21 protein-coding genes are annotated in these 22,160 nt (G+C 38.0%); 8 read left to right on the top strand and 13 right to left on the bottom strand.

Annotated elements, in window-relative coordinates; all coding sequences use genetic code 11:
• Nucleotides 1–65: 65 nt before the first annotated feature.
• The 10 genes from JOE23_RS06405 to JOE23_RS06360 form a co-directional block, all read right to left on the bottom strand.
• Nucleotides 66–557 (bottom strand): hypothetical protein, encoded by a 492-nt coding sequence (locus JOE23_RS06405; RefSeq protein WP_204436705.1) that lies wholly within the window; start codon nt 555–557, stop codon nt 66–68.
• Entirely contained in the window at nt 554–1,345 is a 792-nt protein-coding gene (locus JOE23_RS06400) for a DUF3100 domain-containing protein (RefSeq protein WP_204436703.1), read from the bottom strand. Before JOE23_RS06400 ends, JOE23_RS06405 begins: the two co-directional genes overlap by 4 nt.
• Nucleotides 1,346–1,368: 23 nt before the next feature.
• A complete protein-coding gene (locus tag JOE23_RS06395; RefSeq protein ID WP_204436897.1) occupies nt 1,369–2,619 on the bottom strand; it encodes a M20/M25/M40 family metallo-hydrolase in 1,251 nt (416 codons plus the stop codon).
• 200 nt (nt 2,620–2,819) lie between these two features.
• Nucleotides 2,820–3,761, bottom strand: a complete 942-nt coding sequence (locus JOE23_RS06390; RefSeq protein WP_204436700.1) for an NAD(P)H-binding protein — start codon at nt 3,759–3,761, stop codon at nt 2,820–2,822.
• A 79-nt stretch (nt 3,762–3,840) separates the two neighbouring features.
• A complete protein-coding gene (locus JOE23_RS06385; protein ID WP_204436698.1) occupies nt 3,841–4,734 on the bottom strand; it encodes a LysR family transcriptional regulator in 894 nt (297 codons plus the stop codon).
• 76 nt (nt 4,735–4,810) lie between these two features.
• Complete coding sequence (locus JOE23_RS06380; protein WP_204436696.1) at nt 4,811–5,995, bottom strand: DUF4317 domain-containing protein; 1,185 nt, start codon at nt 5,993–5,995, stop codon at nt 4,811–4,813.
• 366 nt (nt 5,996–6,361) lie between these two features.
• Nucleotides 6,362–7,048, bottom strand: coding sequence for an ABC transporter ATP-binding protein (locus tag JOE23_RS06375; RefSeq protein ID WP_204436683.1), 687 nt, complete (start codon nt 7,046–7,048; stop codon nt 6,362–6,364).
• A gap of 15 nt (nt 7,049–7,063) precedes the next feature.
• The gene (locus JOE23_RS06370) at nt 7,064–8,158 is read right to left on the bottom strand and encodes an ABC transporter permease (protein WP_204436682.1); all 1,095 of its coding nucleotides are present in this window, start codon (nt 8,156–8,158) and stop codon (nt 7,064–7,066) included.
• 311 nt (nt 8,159–8,469) lie between these two features.
• A complete protein-coding gene (locus tag JOE23_RS06365; RefSeq protein ID WP_204436681.1) occupies nt 8,470–9,174 on the bottom strand; it encodes an HAD family hydrolase in 705 nt (234 codons plus the stop codon).
• 36 nt (nt 9,175–9,210) lie between these two features.
• Nucleotides 9,211–9,930 carry a MurR/RpiR family transcriptional regulator gene (locus JOE23_RS06360; protein WP_204436680.1) on the bottom strand — a complete coding sequence of 240 codons (720 nt, stop codon included), beginning with the start codon at nt 9,928–9,930 and terminating at the stop codon, nt 9,211–9,213.
• Nucleotides 9,931–10,150: 220 nt separating this feature from the next.
• Here JOE23_RS06360 and JOE23_RS06355 point away from each other — a divergent pair, with 220 nt between their 5' ends.
• Nucleotides 10,151–11,605 (top strand): glycoside hydrolase family 1 protein, encoded by a 1,455-nt coding sequence (locus tag JOE23_RS06355; protein WP_204436675.1) that lies wholly within the window; start codon nt 10,151–10,153, stop codon nt 11,603–11,605.
• 354 nt (nt 11,606–11,959) lie between these two features.
• A complete protein-coding gene (locus JOE23_RS06350; RefSeq protein WP_204436895.1) occupies nt 11,960–13,084 on the top strand; it encodes a M20 metallopeptidase family protein in 1,125 nt (374 codons plus the stop codon).
• 116 nt (nt 13,085–13,200) lie between these two features.
• Here JOE23_RS06350 and JOE23_RS06345 read toward each other — a convergent pair whose 3' ends face one another.
• Nucleotides 13,201–13,638, bottom strand: a complete 438-nt coding sequence (locus JOE23_RS06345; protein ID WP_204436671.1) for an OsmC family protein — start codon at nt 13,636–13,638, stop codon at nt 13,201–13,203.
• Nucleotides 13,639–13,780: 142 nt separating this feature from the next.
• On the opposite strand from JOE23_RS06345, the gene JOE23_RS06340 reads away from it, so the two are divergent.
• Nucleotides 13,781–14,905: a YibE/F family protein gene (locus JOE23_RS06340; protein ID WP_204436669.1), complete on the top strand. Its 1,125-nt coding sequence runs from the start codon at nt 13,781–13,783 to the stop codon at nt 14,903–14,905.
• Nucleotides 14,902–15,681 carry a YibE/F family protein gene (locus JOE23_RS06335; RefSeq protein WP_204436666.1) on the top strand — a complete coding sequence of 260 codons (780 nt, stop codon included), beginning with the start codon at nt 14,902–14,904 and terminating at the stop codon, nt 15,679–15,681. The genes JOE23_RS06340 and JOE23_RS06335 overlap by 4 nt, the downstream gene beginning before the upstream one ends.
• Nucleotides 15,682–15,740: 59 nt before the next feature.
• Here JOE23_RS06335 and JOE23_RS06330 read toward each other — a convergent pair whose 3' ends face one another.
• Together JOE23_RS06330 and JOE23_RS06325 are read right to left on the bottom strand one after the other, a co-directional pair.
• Nucleotides 15,741–16,424: a DUF421 domain-containing protein gene (locus JOE23_RS06330; protein ID WP_204436664.1), complete on the bottom strand. Its 684-nt coding sequence runs from the start codon at nt 16,422–16,424 to the stop codon at nt 15,741–15,743.
• Between the two features lie 201 nt (nt 16,425–16,625).
• The gene (locus JOE23_RS06325; RefSeq protein WP_204436662.1) at nt 16,626–16,796 is read right to left on the bottom strand and encodes a hypothetical protein; all 171 of its coding nucleotides are present in this window, start codon (nt 16,794–16,796) and stop codon (nt 16,626–16,628) included.
• Nucleotides 16,797–17,175: 379 nt separating this feature from the next.
• Between JOE23_RS06325 and JOE23_RS06320 the strand changes: the two genes are divergently transcribed.
• The 4 genes from JOE23_RS06320 (at nt 17,176) to JOE23_RS06305 (ending at nt 21,942) form a co-directional block, all read left to right on the top strand.
• Nucleotides 17,176–18,120 carry an SDR family oxidoreductase gene (locus JOE23_RS06320; protein ID WP_204436660.1) on the top strand — a complete coding sequence of 315 codons (945 nt, stop codon included), beginning with the start codon at nt 17,176–17,178 and terminating at the stop codon, nt 18,118–18,120.
• Between the two features lie 684 nt (nt 18,121–18,804).
• Entirely contained in the window at nt 18,805–19,938 is a 1,134-nt protein-coding gene (tnpB, locus tag JOE23_RS06315) for an IS200/IS605 family element RNA-guided endonuclease TnpB (protein ID WP_204436658.1), read from the top strand.
• A 299-nt stretch (nt 19,939–20,237) separates the two neighbouring features.
• Entirely contained in the window at nt 20,238–21,221 is a 984-nt protein-coding gene (locus JOE23_RS06310; RefSeq protein WP_204436655.1) for a CobW family GTP-binding protein, read from the top strand.
• Nucleotides 21,222–21,372: 151 nt separating this feature from the next.
• A complete protein-coding gene (locus JOE23_RS06305) occupies nt 21,373–21,942 on the top strand; it encodes a CDP-alcohol phosphatidyltransferase family protein (protein WP_204436654.1) in 570 nt (189 codons plus the stop codon).
• Nucleotides 21,943–22,160 lie beyond the last annotated feature (218 nt).

Below are 22,160 nucleotides of genomic sequence, written 5' to 3'. Positions count from 1 at the left end.
ATGAAATAAAGATTAACAGTCAGGCACATCATCATGCCTGACTGTTATTTCACATGTTTGTTTAATCAATTTCCTGATACCATTAATCCGAATTGGGCAAGTAATGCACTTCCTAAATAGGTACCAATAAATACAAAGACCGCTACAATCGCAACCTTCCAAGATGTTCTTCTTAAATCAACGAGGCGGTCAGCTACTGAAATGCCGGCAAAAGTTAAAATCGGTGTGGTTATCGATAGAAAGTCAACGGCTTGAATAGCGGTTACGAAAAAGTCGAAAAGAAGACACATGACAAGCGAAGTAATGGAAACCCATCCGAGTATAGGGAAATTCTTCAGCACTGCAATATGGGTTTTGTTAAGAAGTTGGGATATCCCAATCCCAATCACAGAGAAGAGCCACAAGCTTGCAAGTCCTGCAATCGTCATGCTATTAACCGGTGTACTCGCTGGATTGAAAACGAGTTTAATACTTTGAGTAAAGAGAATCAGTGTGATGCTTAATAATAGAATGAGTGCGTATTTCACGTATGAAGGTAGCCCTTGTTTTTCGGTCATGATTGATCACCTCTGACTAAGGTTTTATACATAAATCGTTGAAGCGGAACAGCAAGAAAGATCATCGTGAAAGTGCCTAAGAAACTTGTTAACAATTGACTCGCTGCAGCATAAGAGAGAATCGTACTTTCCATTTCAGGTAATCGTGCGACTAATGTTGATGAAGCACCTGTCATCATACTGCTTGATCCAACGCCAGATGCCATCGCTAAAGCTTCTGGTCGTAAGCCAAGATCGAGTAAAATAGGGGCGAAAATACTAAAAAATAATGCGCCGAAAAGTGTACCGATGATATAAATGGATAGTACGCCACGCCCTTCTTTAGATTCTAATGTATACTTCTCTGATATATAAGCGAGCTCTCCCTCTCGTCCAATCCCTAAGGTAGCTCCAATAGCTTCGCGACGAAGTCCAATGAAAACCGCGATAGGTAAACCAATCAGGACTGTTCCTAGATTACCTAAATCTTGAATGATAAAAACCCAGCCTACTTGAAGGATATCATTAATTTGTGGAGCCACATCTGCTCCATATCTCGCCATTAAGGGTAGCATAATAAAGATAAGATACTTACTGGCAAAGCTAACGTTTGCTTTGCTATAAATTTGTTTCATAAACCCTTGCCTGAAAAATTTCATCCCCAATACCATGGTGATTAAAATGGCAAATACAAGTGGCAGCAAAGTAATGGTGATGGCACCGATCGTAATATTTTGGAAGCCAATCCATTCAGCTGTTGTAATAACAAAAAGAACAAATAATAATAAAAAAATTAATTGACGTTTCATCTGTTTATCCCCTTTCCCTTTTCTTAAATTTGATTAATTAACTGTAAATAATCGGTGTAACTCTTTTTATATAATTTGTTTCGATCGATATGACCGTTCATTTCTTGAAGGACCTGATTTAAGAATTTTGGGAAAATTCCGTATATAAATTCAGGATCAATATCAATAAAATCATCACCATGAATCGTACCAGTAAATCCACTATAGCCAATTTGGATGCATGGGATCATGTAAGAGAGATCGCCAATATCACCTGCTGCACTAATTGCATTGTTATTTAATATCGCTTCAATCTGATCGTTTTTATTAAACGCATCTGCGACAAAACTTGATAAATAGCGATCTTGTTTGAAAGGTAAGTATCCCATCTCTGTGTTAATAGCTACTTTACCATTTAAAGCTTGGGCGGAACCATAAGCTGCGTTGTCTAAGCGTTTGGCGACTTCTTGCATGTAAGTGATCGATTGTGTTCGAAGATCCGTACCAACAGTAATTCGATTAGGAATGACATTTGTTGACATATCTGAATCAATAATAATCGGATTGATTCTTACCATTTCTTTTTCATCAAGTTGTTGTCGCGATAGTCCAATCGCAGTATTAAACAATGTGGATATATTATAGGCATTTACAGACGAAAATGGGTCAAAGCCAGCATGTGAAGCCTCTCCTTGGAAATCATATTTCTTGTAAAGGAAACCCGCTAAATCGCAATTTATTTCAATCGTACGTTTTTCAAATTCACCGCCGATCGCATGTACACAAATGGCTGCATCAATATCATCAAATACGCCTAATCGCATCGCTTCTGGTTTTCCGCCGTAATGATGGATTGTTTTTTCATGTCGTAATTGCTCTCTATAGCCTAAATCTAAATATTCTTCGGCCGGAACAAAGATAAAAGATAGTTGATAATCAAATGATTCGTATGCTTTTGTTTGAAAAAGCTCTTGGTATAACGCGAGTGCAATAGCGACTTGGGTATAATGCCCACAGTTATGAGCGGCGCCATTGCTGGGATCCGCTTTAAAGTGTGTCGGTGCATAAACGGCATCAAGCTCAGCAATGAAAGCGATATGAAGTGACTTTGCATCACCTAAACGTGTTCTAAATCCGGTTGTGCTAAAGTACTCCAAATCAATATTGGGGTTTATTTGCTTTAAAAATTTAATAACTGTAGCCTTTGTTTTGGTTTCTTTATAACCTAACTCTGGATTTTGATAAATATCATCTGCTAATTTTTTAATCTGATTGTTATCATTCGATAAAACGATAAGCCCCTCCTTAAGAACATATTGGATGTAAAAACTAATAGTATTATTTATATCATTATTAGACAATTTTCGTCAATGCATTTCACGAACTTTTTTAATCTAATTCTCCATAATGTTCGTTAATATAAGATCCTGCCTATTAACCCATAGAAAAAACGCATCTGCTTTAAATTAGCAAATGCGCTTTGTATTCAGTCATATTAATCATCCATTGAATGACGTTCCCCAACTTGAAAGTCATTGGCATGTCTGAACATGTACTCCACAGTCAGTGGTTTTTGTCCGGTTAGTTTGTTAAAGTCATCAGTAAAGGTATCCATTTTCCCTAATCGAATCGCTTGGGCAAAGGTTACCATCCCTTCTGAGGAGAATGGAGCCTCCGAACCATCTTTGAATGTTCCGTCAGTTGTTCGAGGGACGCCCATCGCATCAAAAATCTGATAGTTTTCTTCATCGGTAATTTCTTTATACGTCACATGATGTCCAGTTACTTTGTTGCCGATCGCAATAAACGCTGTCATTGTCATTAGTTCTGGTCCATTGATATTAAGGATAGCTTCATGATAGTCTGTTGCAGCGAGTGCGTGGGCAACCGCTTTTGCGCAATCTTTTCGTGAAATATAAGCCATTTTTCCATCGCCTTGACTATTTTTTAGTACGCCGTCCCCTTTGGCATAGGTGAAGTAATTTGTAATCATTGCTTCGGCATACTGTGAGTTACGCAAGAAAATATAATCTAATCCAATATGTTTAATATAATCTTCAGTGTAAATGTGATCAATTTTTTCCACGCTTGGATTCGATTGATCGGCAGCATTAACAAGAGACGTATAAATGATCTGCTTAACACCAGCAGCTTTGGCAGCATCGACAACATTTTTGTGAGCCTGTTGCCGTTTTTGACCAACGAAAGGCATGGAAATAAGAGCGAGCTTGTCCGCTTCAGAAAATGCTTCTTTTAGCCCGTCAATTTGATTGAAATTGGTCACGTGTGTTTCAATCCCTTGTTTTGCAAAAAATTTTAACGCTTCAGGATTATATCCACATAAGATCACTTGATCCTTATTAACGATTTTCAATAAATCCTCTGCAGCTTGTCTTCCCAAATTGCCATCCACACCGGTTAATAGTAATTTACCCATTCTTTGTTCACCCTTTCACATTTGTTACTCATAGTATATGTGAAAAAATGCACAAAATCTAATAGAAAAAACAAATGACCTATTGCGAAAACCAATGATGAATGGCTTTAATAAGGTGTTTTAAAGCTGGATCTGTATTTTCTTTTAAATACCCTATTTGAATTTGGTAGGTATGATGAGTGTCTTTAATGGCGATTAGTCGTATGTCTTCTTTTGGATAGTTTAATAAATAATTATCTGGTAAGAAGCCAATGACATTGTCGGTGACAATATGGAAAAGCTCGGTTTCTACATCCTCAACGGTATGCACGATATGAGGTTGGTAACCGTCTTCGATGGCATGTTGAATCATTAAGTCATAAGAGTTACCAATAGTATTTGAATTTAACATAATTAAAGGATGCTGATAAAGTTCAGCTTTCGTCAGTGTTTCATGGTGGAAAAGCGGATGATTGCGACTAACAACGGCACAGTAATTACCGCTATATAGTGGGCAGGTCGCAACCTTTTCTTTTCCGTAAAACTCGGAATTAACCGAAATAGCAAGATCATAAAGCCCCTTTTCGAGAAAGGTAGCAATATCTTTTAAAGGGACTTTATTTAGTTTAAGCTCGATGTTTGGATGCTTTTGTTTAAAGCTTGGGATAAACTGAAGTACGCCTTGAATATCTGTTAACGTGGCATACTCAATATTAAGCACATGACGCTGATCGTATTGGAGCTGATTGATTTTTTCCTTCATATGGTTGTATTGCTTCCAAAGTATGTTTGCTTCATTATAAAATACCCAACCGGCTTGGGTTGGCTCAATGGGTATCTGATTCCGATCAATTAACTTTACCCCAAATGTTTTTTCGAGTGAAGCGATTTGCTGACTAATAGTGGTTTGTGAGACATAATTGAGTTTTGCCGTTTCCGTGAAATTTCGACATTTGACAAGATCAATAAAATACTTAATTTTTTCTATATGCATGGCATCACGCGCCTTTCTATGTGCAGGGTTGACTGACACAAATCAATCACAAGTGAAACGCAAAATCATACGAATATTAGTCTTCACTCTTCTCGCCAAACACCTCTGGAATCATAGTAAACCCATCAATGACAGTATCTTCTTCAACCTCAATCATTAAATAACGTTTGCCACTAAAGTGAATCTGTTTAACGAAACGTAAATCTTCTGGACTAACCGCAACATTAGCTACCTTTGTATTAATTTTAATCGATTTTGAGTTATATTTGGGTACAATATGCTTTGCTTTTAGCTCGTATTGATCATTATCAACAACATTTTGGAATGCCGTCTGAAGCTTCTCATGATCAACGGTTTCAATGCCACTGTGCTTTAACACCTGTTCAACGTCTTTATAGTCTAATTTAGGTGTGTCGTCTTCTGCTTCGTTTTCTTCAACGATACGGTGAACTTCTTGATAGACATTCGCGAGCGTTGAGGTGTTCAGTTGATGCCCAACTGCATCTCTGACAATCTCTTCAAAGATAATTTTATCTTCTTGAGCCGTGGTGGATTCCTCCGCATTAAGAACGTCGTTAATAAAGTCTGGATCGGGTTCGTTTGCCTTCGGTGCGGAGTAAAGAATGTGATTGACATCTGATGCTTGGTCGATAAAGCAAGGGAACAAAAATCCACCAATCGGTGCTTTTAAGTTGATAATTGGATCAACAATCACATTGTATTTAAACTGTTTTTCAACATAATCAAATAACAATTCTTTTTTAGGATCTTGTGTCTTATTAATGGTGCAAAGGATAAAGTTATGCGAATAGACCGCGTCACGGTCACTTTCTTCAGTCTCATCATTACGTTTTTTGATTGGTTTTAAATAGTCTCCTTTGATAAAGGTGACAACAATATCCATGTCATATTCACGCTCATTCAACATCTTTTCTACAAGCTTAAGCATCTGTTCTTGCCAATGCCCCCCCTCGTTAGCAAGTAAGGCTTGATGCAAGATCAGTTGACTGGAATCTTCTAAATCGGCTTGGAATTTCAACTCAAATAGTTTTTCATCTAGTGAACCGGTTAATACTTTTTTAAAATTAGCTAAAAACAATTCTTGTTCGTCTTGGTCAAGGATTGAAAAAGGTCGACTTACCTGGTGATAAATTTCACTAGATTCTTTCATAATATATACATTGAAAATTTCACTAATATGTAGTAAATCATTTTCTCGTTTAAACTGTTTGCGTATGTGGGCAATATCTTTTTTATTCATTATTCTCTCCTCCTACGTTATTTGATCTTATCATATTTAGTAGTTAACAGGTAATGAAAATGTAAGAGGGAGTGATTGGTGCGCTAATCTTATAAAAAATTTAAAAGACGCTGGGACAAAAGAGTAACTAGATAAGAAAAATCCGAACATTAATGTCTGATACATATAGCGCTTCGGTAAAACACTTCGCTTTCAGTGGATCCTCAGCTCGTGCTATTCCCACAGGATAAGGAAAGCCTCGTCGGTCATACATCGCACGAAGAAAATCGTTCTTTATTTTCAAGGAGTCTACGTGTTTTTCCTACGCTTTGTTCAGAATGTTCGGATACGCCATTTCATTATTTAGTTATCTCCCAACCTCTTTGATTACGTTGTAGCAGTTAGTTGAGCTTCTTGTAGTACACCATCTTTCATTTCAAACACTTGATCACAATATTTAATTAAGCGGGTGTCATGCGTCACCATGATGGTTGCTTTGTTTTTCTTTTTTGTTTCTTGCGCAAGGATTTCAACAACTTGATAAGCTTTATCTGTGTCTAAACTCGCGGTAGGTTCATCTGCCAATATAATCGTTGGATCATTATACAAGGCACGGGCGATAGCCGCACGTTGGCGCTGCCCGCCTGAGATACCGCTCGGGTATTTATTTTGTAAATCCTCAATGTCTAACTGTTCGAGCAATGTCACTATCTCTTCTCTATTAACGTTACCTTTATCAACGCGATCAACTAATTGAAGCTGTTGTTTAATCGTTAGAAAAGGGACAAGATTTGAAGCTTGTAATATAAATCCGATTTCAGATAATCTAATCTGCGCGCGTTTCTTTTCAGATTCTGTACTAAAACGCTGCCCATTGATTTTAACTTCACCATGAGAAGGTGCTTGTAGTCCACCGGCTATCGTAAGAAATGTACTTTTCCCTGAACCAGAAGGACCAATAATAGCGACAAATTGTCCTCTGTCAATTGAAAAATTGGTTGGCTGTAAAGCTTTTACTGTTTTATCACCGTCTTTAAAGGCCCGATCTACATTTATAAATTCTATAGCTTTCATATGTTTACCTCCTTGTTAACTAATCGCTTTCAATGGGTCAATCTTTACAATGGTTCGTACGGAAAATAGTGCACCTAGGATAGCAATGCCAATCATGAGCATACTGACAACAATTAAAAAAAGTTCATTGCTTCTAAAGGGTACTGCTGCTGGTAGTAATAGAGCCGTTCCAAGTGTTGCTAGCAGTCCAACAAGAACGCCGATCAAACTTAGTAAAAATGTTTGTGCAATAACTGATTTTGAGATGTAGCCACTGGAAATCCCCTGTGCCTTCATGACCCCGAATATGTTTATCTTTTGCATGGTTAAGACGTAAATAAATATACCAATAACAATTGCGGCAATGACAATGAGAAAGCTAATCATGAACACAAAAGTTAGGAGTTGAGCATTGTAACCAGGCAAATCATTGATAAAGTCACCAATCGAAATCAATTCTAATTGATCATTATCGATCGTTACCTGATCTAATTCATCTGTCTCACTTCTGACAACAATCGCACTAATTGCTAGCTCACTATCGTCTGAGACAGGCTCACCAAAACGAACCTCTTGGAAAGCTTCGATTGTTGTATATAGAACAGGTGCTACACTTAATTTAGCATCTTCCATAAAACCAACAATTTCAAACGCTTGTTCACCGCCAACTAGTGTAATTGAGTCGTTTAAATTTAGACCGTTTTCTTCTTTTAAACTGATATCTGCGACAACTTCTCCATTGCTTTCAACTAAGCGTCCTTCTACGACATCGGGCGTTAAAAACTGTTCGGTATCAATGCCTAGAAATCGAACATCAAGGCGATCCTCACCTGAATCTTCTTGGTCTTTTTCAATGACAGCGGGGGTTTGACCTAAGATTGCTTTTTCATCTGCTTGTATATTGTCAAGCTCCTCAGCAGAAAAAAGTGACATGTTAAAATTTCCATTTGCCTCTTCTGGTAATATAATGCCATCAGCATCCCAGCTGTCAATCGCTGTCCGATTTTCTTGGGCAAGCCCATAAGCTAATCCAGTTAAAAAAAACACGAGGTATGAAATAAGGAATAAGACTCCGATGATCAGTAAATACCTAACTTTTGAATACTTTATTTCGTTCCAAGCCAAAAACATTAGCGATCGCCCCTTCGAAGAACTTTTGTATTTGCGGATAGTAAGATAACTAGCACCCAATCGTGTGGTACACACTTATGATACCTTGTTAATCGATTGTATTATAGCTGAGATTTAAGCTATTCCCACTTTGTAAGGAGTATAAACATGGGACAATATAGAAAGAGACAGGGTGTTTATCACAGCTAACCGTCCGTAAAACCCCCTCAAAATAGAGAACAGAGGTCAATCGATTGAGGTGGGTGAACTAATCATCAGTGGGCGAAGAACAAAAGCGCCCGCTGATGGAAGGTTCGTTTATTGCGTTCTGTCTATGCTTTCTTAGAAAAGAAATCGTAGACTGATTTAGGATCGTTGAATGTGACTGTGGGGGTAAGTGTAGAATTTGGGACTTGACGATTTCGATGATTAAACCAAGCCACATGCCACCCCGCTCGTTTAGCGCCATGAACATCATTGGGGTAAGAGTCACCAATATACCAGCATTCGGAAGGTTTGGATGTTAAATGACATTCAACATAGTTGAAGACATCGGGATTTGGTTTAGCGATGCCGATAGCGCCAGATATGAAAAAATGCTTTGGACTGATCCATTGTTTCAGGTTAAGTTGTTCGATCTTCATTGTTTGATGATCAGCATTACCGTTTGTCAATACACCTAATTGTACATTTTGATGACTTAACTGATCAAGCAACTGCTTGATTTCAGGGAATAAGGTAATTTGCCTTTGGTATTTTAAATAATTTTGCTGAAAGCTTATGGCTTGCTCAGTTGTTATCTGAATATCAAAATCGAGACAGGCTTGTTGAATCCGATAAATCTGCAAGTCCAGTGTTGACCATTCACCCCGCTGTTCTTGTTCAAAGATTTGATCACTATATTTGCGACTCGCTAAATAGAGTTCGTGAATGAAAGGTTTGTCTAAATTAATATGTAATGTTTCATTAACTGCTTTTTCAAAAGGTAATAATTGATCATATAGTGTGTCGTCTACATCAAAAATAAGTGTTTTCATCTGTTAATTTTACTCCTTTTGCTCATCATAAAAATGTCATAACTGGTGAATTTCTCTTGCGATCGATTCAATGATAAAAACAACGGGCACTTGTGTGGTGATGTTCGTTTCCTGAAAAAATTCTTCAGTAATATAGTAAGAGATATTAATATCAGAAATTTTTGCAAGGGTAGAGAGTTTGTTATTTGTAATGCTGATCACTTTACTCCCTTCTTGCTTCAGTTGATTTAACTGTGACAAGGTAAATGGGTTTTCACCTGAGACGGACAAGGCGATCGTAACACTATTTTGTCTAAGTTTGGAATGGATTGGATATGAAAAATCTTTAATGTGAGTTGAAAATTTACCTAGTCCTGAAAAATAACGAGCACCATATTCAGCGAGAATGCCAGAACTGCCGTTACCAATAAAAATGACATTATCCGCTTGCAAGATGAGTTTAGCTGCTTCAGTGATTTGCTGATCTCGATCGGTGTTTAAAGTTCGCTCGAAAAATTCTAACATAGCGTGCTGACTACTTTTTATTGATGTTTTTTTATTCTTCTTTAATTCCATTTTCAACTTAGCTTTGAACTCCGAATACCCTTCGCAGTTTAATTTTCGACAAAATCGTAGAATCGTAGCCGTTGACACATGTGTGGCATCTGCGAGTTCTCTAATCCGCATGTAAGCAACCTTTTCACTATTTTGACAAATGTAATTGTAAATCGATGTCTCTAAATCATTGAATGATGCAATTATTTCACTGGAAAACATAGCATTCTCCTCATTTCTCTCACGTCAATTGGTAGCTTGATTATAGCATATAAACGTTATAAAACACAGCGTTACAAATTTGTTACAAGTGACGAATGTTGTGATATCGAACAGGTTATGCAACATCACTATACAAATTAGATGGCCCCTTATATCCTAGAAGTACAGCGTTTTAATTATATATATAGCATGTAAACATAAAATGAGGAGGTAATATTTAATGGCAAAAAGTCGTTTTCCAAAAGGTTTCCTATGGGGCGGTGCTACAGCGGCTAATCAGGTCGAAGGTGCCTTTGATAAGGATGGTAAAGGCCTTTCTATTTTTGATATGGTCACATTCGTCCCGAAAGAAGAGCGTGGCGATATTGAAATGGATGTAAAAAGTGAAGAAGAGCTAGCGTCTTTATTGGCTGGCGAGAAGGGTGATAATTTCCCCAAGCGTCGTGGTGTTGACTTCTATCATCGCTATAAAGAAGATATAGCATTATTTGCTGAAATGGGCTTTAAAACATACCGATTGTCGATATCATGGCCGCGTATTTTTCCAAACGGTGATGATGCTGAACCGAACGAAGCAGGTTTGGCCTTTTATGATAAGGTGTTTGATGAATTATTGAAACATGGCATTGAACCATTGGTGACCATTTCACATTACGAAATGCCGCTTAACCTTGTACAAAAATATAATGGTTGGGAAGACCGCCGTCTGATTGAGTTCTTTGTTCGTTATGCAGAGACCCTTTTTAATCGTTATAAAGATAAAGTAAAACTATGGCTGACATTTAATGAGATTAATATCTCGACTATTTCTCCATATATTGGTAGTGGCATGTTGGTTGAACGATTAACCAATCGTGAACAATCGATTTATCAAGCATTACATCATCAATTCGTTGCGAGTGCGCTTGCGGTGAAAGCTTGTCATCAGATTATTCCGGAAGCGAAGATCGGTTGTATGCTTGCACGTATGGAAGTATATCCTGAAACTTGTCATCCAGATGATGTGTTAGCAGCATTAGAAGCAGATCAAAAGAATTTATTTTTCACTGATGTTCAAGTCCGGGGTGCATATCCGAATTTTATGTTAGATTATTTTAAAAAGAATAACATTAACATTGAGATGCAACCAGGAGATCAAGAGATATTAGCAGCCCATCCCGTTGATTTCCTATCATTTAGTTATTACATGTCAATGGTGGAAAGTGGATCACCTGTGAAGAAAAAAGAGAAAGGGAACTTCTTTAGTGGTGTGAAGAATCCTTATCTAGAAGCCTCAGATTGGGGTTGGCAAATCGATCCAAAAGGGCTGCGCATTACATTGAAAAAAATGTATGATCGCTATCAAGTGCCTTTATTTATAGTGGAGAATGGACTTGGTGCATACGATACCGTTGAGGAGGATGGGACAATAAATGATGACTATCGGATAGATTACCTCCGTGCTCATATTGATCAAATGGGTCATGCGATCGAAGACGGTGTTGATTTGATGGGGTATACAAGTTGGGGTTGTATTGATTTGATCTCTGCGAGTACCTCGGAAATGTCCAAACGTTATGGATTTATCTATGTCGATCAAGATGATTATGGTAATGGAACACTAGAGCGTAAGAAGAAAAAATCATTTGATTGGTATAAGAAAGTTATTGAAACAAATGGAGCAGACTTAACATAATGAAGAGCCTCATCCTTTAATCGGGGATGAGGCTTTTTGTATTTTGGTATTCGAGCGATCGGATGCTGTATTCGAGCGAAAATCTCGGTTTACGAGCGAAAGTACGGTGCATTCGAGCGAAAATCTCGGTTTGCGAGCGAAAGTACACTGCATTCGAGCGAAATTTTCACTTTACGAGCGATCGCATATTAACTTTATTTTTCGTAAATAATCATTGCAAGCAACTCATAAATCAAGTATGATACGTAATAATTCAATCGATTTAATCGGATTATTTATGTGAAGGGGGAGCGCATCGTGGCGGGAGTAGAAGCTGTAATTGCTTTAGAAATTAGGGAACAGGAAACTGAAGTGATGGAATGGCGACGGTATTTACACCAACATCCTGAACTATCTTTTCAAGAGAAAGAAACAGCAGCATTTATTGAAGAGAAGTTACAAGGTTTTGGATTAGAGGTACAAACGGGTATCGGAGGTTATGGTATGGTGGCGAGGTTAGTTGGGCATCAACCCGGACCAACCATTGCATTTCGAGCGGATTTTGATGCCTTACCTATTGAAGACGAAAAACAAGTGGCTTATCGATCGAAAGTTAAAGGTGTGATGCATGCTTGCGGTCATGATGGTCATACTGCAGCGTTATTAGGATTAGCCAAAGCATTAACAAATTATAAGGACCAATTAAAAGGTGGCGTTGTTTTTATTTTTCAACCGGCAGAAGAGACACCGCCAGGCGGTGCAAAGGCGATGCTAGAACATGATCTTTTAAAAGGTGTCGATTATGTATTTGCTGCTCATTTAGCGTCAGATTTGCCAGTTGGTCAATTAGCGATTGGTCCAGGTTATAAGATGGCGGCTGTTGATAAATTTAAGGTTACGATTAAAGGGAAAGGGGGCCATGGCGCCCGACCTCAGGATTCTAATGACCCGATAGTGATTGGGAGTGATGTGGTTAATGGTTTACAAAAAATCGTAAGTCGTCGCGTAGATCCGTTACAATCAGCCGTAGTCACTATAGGTGTGTTTCAAGCTGGGCATGCCTTTAATGTCATTCCTGACCAAGCGATACTCGAAGGGACCGTGCGTAGCTTTGATCAAACTGTTCGAACAATGATTGAACAGCAAATTCGCTCGATGGTAGCTGGTATTGGGTCAGCCTATCAAGCAGATATCAGCATTGATTATCTAAACGGCTACCCGGCGTTAAACAATGATCGGCAAACGACAGAGCAAGTCACCGATATTTTTAAAGATTACTTTTCTAGTGAGCGGGTTGTCGCGTTTGACCCGATGATGGGGGCTGAAGATTTCTCCTACTTTTTATTAGAAAAGCCGGGCACATACTTTAGAGTGGGTTCAAAAAGTAGCGAGGCTACAGGATATCCACATCATCATCCGTTGTTTGACTTTGATGAACGCGCATTAACTGTCATTCAAGAAGCACTATTGGCCATAGCAAAACACTATTTATTTGAATGAAGCTCAGTTAAGAAGTAAACTCACATGATCTCATGTGAGTTTTTGCTTATTGTTACCTGTTAAGAAAGTACAACATTAATCCTAAGTATAAGAAAAATGGCTCAACATAGCTTAGCTCAGATATGGATATTAATTTTAGTTTGACTATCGTTAATCAAGTTGTAAGTAGGACAACGAGAGAGTGACAACTCGATAAATTCTTCAATATCTATATCTTCCTTAACCGTCAATGTAATATAAAGGTCAACAGTAAGGAAATAGGGTTGTACATTCGCTGTTCCTAACATACCGCGACGATCACTCGTTGCTTCTGAATCAATAGTAAGCGATTGAATGGTCAGTTGGCGTTCTTTGGCGACCATTTCCATAACAATCATTAGACAGCCATTTAATGAACTGAGTAAGTACTCGGTTGGTGTAGCTGCTTTGTTTTCTCCGCCTAAGGCGTGAGGAATATCAATCAAAAAATTAAAATTTCTTATCGTATGTTGGTTTTGGTAAGCTGTCGTACGCGTGCTGTTTGCTTTAATCGTACGAATGTTGTTTGCCATCATCTATGTTCACTCCTTCTTGTTTAAGTCTAATTTTTTTGTTGCTTAAAATCAAAATTTTAAGTCGTCAGAGCTGAAATTTTTTCTGGCTTTGAGGAAAATATGTTAAGATGAACTTGGTTATTTGGGAAAGCGGAGGGTTTTTATGGATATGATAAAAAAAATACCAAGGAAGCGACTTGTATTCTTGTTTATATTAAGTACCGTATTGATTAGTTCGATTTATTTTGTTTATCACAATCACGCTTTTTACCAAGATCCCATTGTTCAAGTAACTAAAGTGACAATCATTGACGAACAAAAAGTCAGCGATGGGCAAGGAAATACGGATATTATTTATACGCAAGCGATTGAGGGCAAGTTGAAAAATAGCCCTCAAAAAGATGAGCGCGTTTATTTGGAAAATGAATTTAGTCAATCACGTGTTTATCACCCAGAGTTTCAAGAGGGGGATGACGTGTTTGTTACAATAGATCAGGTACAAGAGGGGGATGACCTAACTGGAAGTATTATCGATGCTAAACGCGATCATTATTTGCTGTTAGTATGTTGGTTTTTTATACTAGTCTTGATCGCTGTTGGTCGCCGTCAAGGATTATTTGCTGTGATCAGTTTAGTCGTTAATGCGGTTCTGCTCAGTTTAGCTTTAGATGTGTATATTGCTACAGCTGATATAACGCTGCTTTTCATTATGAGCCTTGTGGTTATTGTCATGACCGCTTTATCATTAGTGTTGGTGAGTGGACTTACACACCAAACCTATGCAGCGATTATAGCAACTTTGATAGGAACATTTTCCTTGCTTTTTATTACGATATTAGTTTTAGCAATGACTAATGCTGAGGGTTTGCGGTTTGAAGAGATGGAATTTCTAACACGACCGCCTGAGGCTGTTTTTATGGCAGGTGTTTTAGTGGGCGCACTTGGAGCTGTTATGGACGTTGCGGTTACCATTTCATCATCATTATTTAGTCTTTATGAAAAAAATCATCAGATTTCTGATCATGATCTAAAGCAATCAGGAATTGAAATAGGCAAAGATATTATGGGAACGATGACAAATATTTTGTTTTTTGCTTATGTTAGTGGAACGATCCCTACCTTGTTAATTTATTTTATGAATGGTGCACCGCTAGGATTCACGTTATCACTAAACCTATCACTAGAGTTAACAAGAGCATTGGCGGGCGGGATTGGTATTGTTTTAGCCATTCCGATTGGGTTATATACGACCATCTTTTTTATTAATCGAAAGCGGGCGAGTGTATGAACGCATTAGTCATTTTAACAATTATTTTATTTTCCTTAATGACACTAATTGGTGGCAAAAAAGGGGTCCGTTCATTTATAGCTTTGTTTATTAACTTCTTAGTGTTGTTAATAACCGTATTGATTATGACGGATTCAAATGCAAGTCCAGTTGTTTTAACGGTTATTGCTTGCGCCTTAATTAGTGCTGTTACCTTATTCTTTATTAATGAGTCAAATGCCAAAACAAAAACAGCATTTGTTTCCACCATTATAACAACCGTCCTTTTGCTATTATTTATCCAGTTTGTCACCGATCGGGTCATGGTACAAGGTTTTGGTGATGAAGAGGTTGAAGGTTTAACGATTTATTCCTTCTATTTAGGTATTGATTTTTTACAGGTAGCGACATCAGTTGTGATTATGAGCACGATTGGAGCGGTAACCGATGAAGCTATTTCAATTAGTTCGCCTATGTTTGAGATTCACCGTCATCATCCAACGATTAGTATGAAAGCCTTGTTTCAGGCAGGAATGCGCATTGGCAAGGACTTATTAGGAACGAGTGCAAATACGTTATTTTTTGCTTTTTTTGGTGGTTATTTAGCATTGCTTGTGCGTTATAAGGATTTGTCTTATACTTTTGGTCAAATTATTAATTCAAAAGTCTTTAGTGCTCAAATGATTACCATTTTTTGTGCAGGCATTGGGGTTGCACTTATTATTCCGGTAACGGCCGCCATCACATCCTATGTATTAGTTAAAAAATCACCCGCTCATAAAAGTTCGAAAAGTTAAGTCAGTAAACTTAACAGCTATTTGGGTTGCCACTAGCGTATTAAACGAAGGTGCGTATATTAATACTTTATCGGAGGCACTTGAGGCTGTCCTTGATTTTTTAGTGAGATTTGTAGATCATGATTAATATTGATCGAAGCAAAGAAGACAGACTTAAGCTCTGTAATGCCTAGTTTCGTTAGTTGGTCTAATAGCCATTTTTCATCTACTTTTACAAACTTCAATATATCACGTTCAATGACACCGTCCATAATAATCGGATAGGCTTCGCTGGCTTGTCCTCCCCCTTTTTTTAGAACGCTCAAATTACCATTAGGTTCGATAATCGCGGTTTCTACTTCACCAATATCAAATATATCTTTTTCGCGAAGCATCTGAAGAATATTATCAATCGTATACTTAATACTTTTTACGTGGGCATAAATAAATTTACCCTCGTGGATGATAACGGTGGGCTCAAAGGTAAGCATTTGATTCAATTTCCTGTTCGCTAATTTCCTGTTCGCAATAAGACGCTGGAAACCTGCAATCGCTAAGACAGCAACAGCTGTAGGGAGGTGGTCAATGTCGGGGTCGGCAATGTCTGCACCAACGATCGAACCGAGCACTATGATAATGATAAAGTCGAAAACAGGCAATTGCCCAATGGCGCGCTTCCCCATAAATAAAACAACCGCTAACAATAAAGGGATAATCGTCAATATTCGTCCGATCACTAGTCCAATATCACTGATTACTGTCATTTTTTTCATCCTTTGCGTTCATTTTAAATTAGCTTAACCGAAGACCATAACCTTCATTCGAGGAAAAGTGTATATTTTAAAAATGTTAGTTTACAAATTAAGCTGTTGAAAAATCGGTTAGCTTTATTTATCAACAGCTTAATTTGTCCGTAAACCGCCCGCCACTCAACGCCCGCTGATTGAAGGTTCGTTTTATCTTTACTAAATAACCGGAAATGTTTGAATGTAGCGAGGGTTGGTATAATAGGGTGGTCGTCTACCAATTAAACGCATTGGCCATGTATAGGGATTATCATTATATCGCATTTGGACGGTTTGATCCGAATGATCGAGTAACAATAGTTGAACGCCAGAGTATTGATAGGGATTCATTTTCTTTCCTCCTTTTTTATCACAGATAACCGTCCGTAAACCGCCTAACTCAAAATAGAGATTGGAGTTAAATCTATTTAGGTATGCGGTAACGGAGGCTCATGTCCTGATTCACTCAACGCTTAATCGGGGGTAAAGGACAAAACCCCCTACAGATAGAAATTTCGTTTTATTATAAGTTATGCAACCTGAATGATTTTGTTCTATGATCTATGTTAATGATTTATCACGGATAACCGTCCGTAAAACCCCCCGATAGAAATTTCGTTTTATTGAAAACGTGATCGTTGTAAAAGGGTGTTTCGTATTAATCGCATAGGCACCTTTTTTACATATAAACATAATTTAACATAGTGATAAAAATAAGGAGGTTTGCCTAATGTATCAGAGGGACAAAGACGAAAAGGAAAAAGAACAAGAACAAGTCTATCCTATTTATCCATATTTCGGAACGATAACAAAGTATGAAGATATACCATTAAGTGCGCCTGAACAGAGACAACTTCGTCAACCAGGTGTGGAAAAATTAATGGAACCAAAGCCGATTATAGACAACCCAAATTACATTGGCAGTGGTAAGTTAAAAGGAAAAGTAGCGCTTATTACGGGGGGAGATAGTGGGATTGGAGCAGCAGTGGCTATTGCATTTGCAAAAGAAGGAGCAAATGTAGCGATAGCATATTTGGATGAACATGAAGATGCCAACCGTACAAAAAGGGAGGTCGAAGAACGGGGTCGAAACTGTCTATTATTACCAGGTGATTTGAGAAAAAAAGAGCAGAGTGAACGGATAGTCGAGGATACGGTCGCCACATTTGGAGCACTAGATATTTTGGTTAATCATGTTGGTATTCAATTTCGACAACCGAGTTTAATAAATATAACCGATGAACAGTTCGATGATACCCTTAAAGTGAATGTTTATTCTCCATTCTATACGACACGTACGGCGATTCGACATTTAAAGGCAGGCAGCTCAATTATTAATACAGCTTCTATTGTTGCATATGCTGGTGAAGCACAAATGATTGATTATACAGCCACTAAAGCAGCTAATATTGGTTTTACGCGCGCGCTTGCGATGAATCTTATTGAAGACGGAATCCGCGTCAATGCAGTTGCACCTGGACGTATTTGGACACCATTAATTCCAGCTAGCTTTCCAGCAGACGATGTCGCCATTTTTGGATCACAAAATCCAATGAAAAGAATGGCACAGCCATTTGAAATGGCACCTTCCTATGTTTTCCTAGCTTCTGATGACTCTAGATTTATGACGGGGCAAACCTTACATCCTAATGGTGGGGAACGTACATCTTCATAAAAATAAGTATCCATCGCCTAAATCATAAGGCACTGGATACTTTTTACTATAAATGATTAAATCTTTCAGTTGTTGATCTTGAATAAGGATATAATGGCTTCGTTTGCTGTTTGATCATTAATCCTAATCGAATAGTGAAGAGAATGCCAGCTGAGTGGAGCTTTAATTTTATCACAGATAACCGTCCGTAAAACGTCCACCTCAAAAAAGAGAACAGAGGTAAATCTATTGAGGTGGGTGATAACGGACGCTAATGTCCTGATTCACTCAACGAACCATTAATGGGTGGGTAAGATCGTAGACTAAAACCACCATATCTTTAAGAAGGATTACAGACTAAGATCGCCACGTCCTGTGGCCACGTCTGCATGACCTACATCCTGTAGCCCTCTGCCCACGGATTGAAGGTTCGTTTTATCTTGCTAGGCGAGAAGACTCCCACCTCAAGGAATGAGAAGGGCATAGCCCAATGAGTAGGTGGGAGATGAATCGCCTTCGGACAAGGGATAGCTTCAACCATCTCGATTGTCCGACTGTTCGAGTGCACGTGCTATAACCGAAAGATAGCTTGGGTACGCGTGCTTAAATTCTTTTGTTTCTTGCGTCTCCTCCCTAAAATGATGTATCCGCCATGCAAAATAGGGTATAATGGATGGATCATCATAACAGAAGGGAGTGAAAGCTTTGCTCGTCAACAAAGCCTATAAATTCCGTATCTATCCAACGAACGAACAGGAAAGACAGATTGCGAAAACAATCGGCTGTTCTCGTTTTGTCTTTAATCATTTTTTAGCTAAATGGAATGATACGTACAAAGAAACGGGGAAAGGACTGACGTATCGTGCTTGTTCCGCTCAACTACCGCAGCTAAAGCAAGAATTAAGCTGGTTAAAAGAAGTAGACAGCATTGCGATCCAATCCTCCCTTAAAAACCTTGCAGATTCCTTCTCCAGATTCTTTAAGAAGCAGAATGGCAAACCTCGTTTTAAATCGAAGAAAAACCATGTTCAATCCTATACAACGAAGCAGACAAACGGAAATATCTCGATTGTAGGTAACCAAATCAAACTACCGAAACTTGGACTCGTTCGCTTTGCTAAAAGTCGTGAAGTAAAAGGACAAGTTCTCCGTGCCACCATCAGACGCAACCCGAGTGGAAAATATTTCATATCCATTCTTGCTAAAACAGACATACAACCCTTAGAGAAAACAGAAGCAGCTATCGGCATCGACTTAGGTATTACGGATTTTGCGATTCTTTCTGATGGTCAAAAGGTAGATAATCATCGGTTCACCACTAAAATGGAAAAGAAATTAAAACGAGAACAACGAAAACTTTCCAGACGTGCCCTGCATGCGAAAAACAACGGGGTTGACCTTCTTGGTGCCAAAAACTATCAGAAGCAAAAACGTAAAGTTGCGAGATTACATGAACAAGTGATGAATCAACGTGCCGACTTCCTTAACAAGTTAAGTACAGACATCATCAAAAACCACGATGTGATCTGTATCGAAGATTTGCACATAAAAGGAATATTGCGTAACCATAAACTAGCAAAATCTATCTCTGACGTATCATGGTCTAGCTTGGTCACGAAATTACAGTACAAAGCCGATTGGTACGGTAAAACGATCGTGAAAATAAGTAGATGGTTTCCATCTAGTCAGCTATGCTCTGAGTGTGGACATCACGATGGTAAGAAATCTCTTGACATAAGGGGTTGGACTTGTCCTGCTTGTCAAACGCACCACGATCGAGATGTCAATGCTAGCAAAAATATTCTAACGGAAGGCTTACGAATCGTAGCTTTAGCATAAAGAAACTTCCATGATCGAACCGTAGGGACTACGGGGATAGCTTGGTATAGAAGAGAAACCTCTGTTAGTAAAGAAATACGCTAACAAGTACGCTCTGTTCCCAAGAATCTCCCACTTCAATCAGACCGCAAGGTTGATAAGTGGGAGTAGTTCAAAGGTTGATTTTAGTTTATTGATAAAGAGAATATCGTTTGTTATAGGGCGATTTTAAATGGGCTGATGACTCCAATTTGCAAAGTAAAGTAAATAATAGTATATTTAAATCGTAATCATTACTATTTGAGAAAAGAGGTAGAAAAATGTTAGCTAAAGGTAAGCAAATTCCCGTAACGATATTGACAGGTTATCTAGGTGCTGGTAAAACCACGTTATTAAATAGAATTCTTGCAGAAAAACACAATCAAAAAGTAGCCGTTATTGTAAATGAATATGGAGAGGTAGGAATAGATAACCAGCTTGTTATTAATTCTGATGAAGAGATTATTGAAATGAACAATGGTTGTATCTGCTGTACAGTTAGAGGTGATTTAGTCAACATCCTTCGCACGTTAGTTTTTGCTAAAGAAGAGAATCAAGTTCACTTTGACCGTGTGGTGATTGAAACAACGGGTTTAGCAGACCCAGCTCCAGTTGCGCAAACTTTTCTAATCGATCAAGATTTGGCTGAGCAATTTATCATTGATAGTATTGTGACGGTTGTTGATGGCAAACATATTTCTCGTCACTTAGATGTGAAAGATGAAGCTCAAGAGCAAATAGCTTTTGCCGATGTGATTCTTCTGAATAAGCTAGATTTACTGCAAAAGCGAGAACAACTTCAATTAGAGGAACGGATAAACATGATTAACCCTACTGCAAAATGGTTATTCGCGGAGTATTGTGATATAGCTATCGATGATATATTGAATATCCAATCCTTTAATTTGAAGGATAAACTAAGAATTCATCCACACTTACTAGAAGATCATCACCACCATCATCATGATGATCATATCAAATCAATAGCGTTTGTTGAAGAACAACCACTTGATCAATTAAAGCTAGATCGTTGGATGAGTTGGCTAATCCAAGAAAAAGGAGAAGATCTTTTAAGGTACAAAGGTATATTAAATATTGATGGTGTAGAAGAACGTGTGATTTTCCAAGGTATACATATGCTTTTTGCCGGAAAAAAAGATCGAAAATGGCGTGATGGAGAAGTTAGAAGGAGTCAATTCATTTTTATTGGCAAACAACTAGATAGAGAAGCTCTCATTAAACAATTTGAACAATGTCTTGCGTGATTGAATAGAAATTTAAAAGTATGATATTAACATTAATCACATATCAAAAGACGATAGTGCAAAACATCAAAAATAATTTGTTGTTTTAACCTAGTCTCCTATAATAGAATAAAGAATAAAGAGTTGACTTTATCTAAGGAGGCTACAAATTATGCGGCATGTGCCAAACATATTATCGCTTTTACGTATTGTAATGGCCACCTTATTGCTGATAGCTTTTCAGTATCCAGTTATCTTCAGCTTCATGTTTATTATCATTGGATTAACAGACATATTTGACGGTTATCTAGCTCGCCGACTTAACTGTGAGAGTAATTATGGAGCAAGACTCGATTCTATTGGGGACTTTATCTTCTTTATGGTGGTGTGTTTCTTTGCCATATATACTGACTTAATAAGTACATGGCTTTATTACTTTATTGTAATGCTTGTGATCATTCGTTTAATTAATCTAGTTGTTACGCGAATAAAATATAAGCAATTTATTTTTGTTCATACATTCCTAAATAAACTAAGTGGTGCCTTTTTTTATTTGGCTTTTTTAGCACTCTACATTCTGGACAGTGAATGGATCGCTTGGCTTGCTTGCCTTATTGCCTTTTTATCAGCCATTGAAGAATTAATGATAACAATAGCCCATAGTGATATTAACTTAAATCGCAAGGGCCTTATTCAAGATGTTATGAACAATAGGAAAAAGGATGGACGAGTGAATAAATAATGTTTCGTTCTAGCCATTCTTAGTTGAACAAATTTTATCACTATAGGAGGACTTAGGCACGTAAGGTTAAGGTTCGATTATTTTAGTAGTAAAACGCCGATATGATAGTCATGTCGGCGTTTTTTTATTGGACAAACCTAATTACTAATCCCGCATCACTTCAATGGGGGCACATAAGGCACAGTCCCAAATCTTTTTGTCACAAATGCTTTGTAGTG

It is taken from the genome of Amphibacillus cookii (assembly GCF_016908375.1).
In the GTDB taxonomy this organism is placed as follows: Bacteria; Bacillota; Bacilli; order Bacillales; family Amphibacillaceae; genus Amphibacillus_C; species Amphibacillus_C cookii.
Note: the sequence above shows the minus strand (reverse complement) of the source record. Positions and strands in the feature narration are given on the sequence as shown.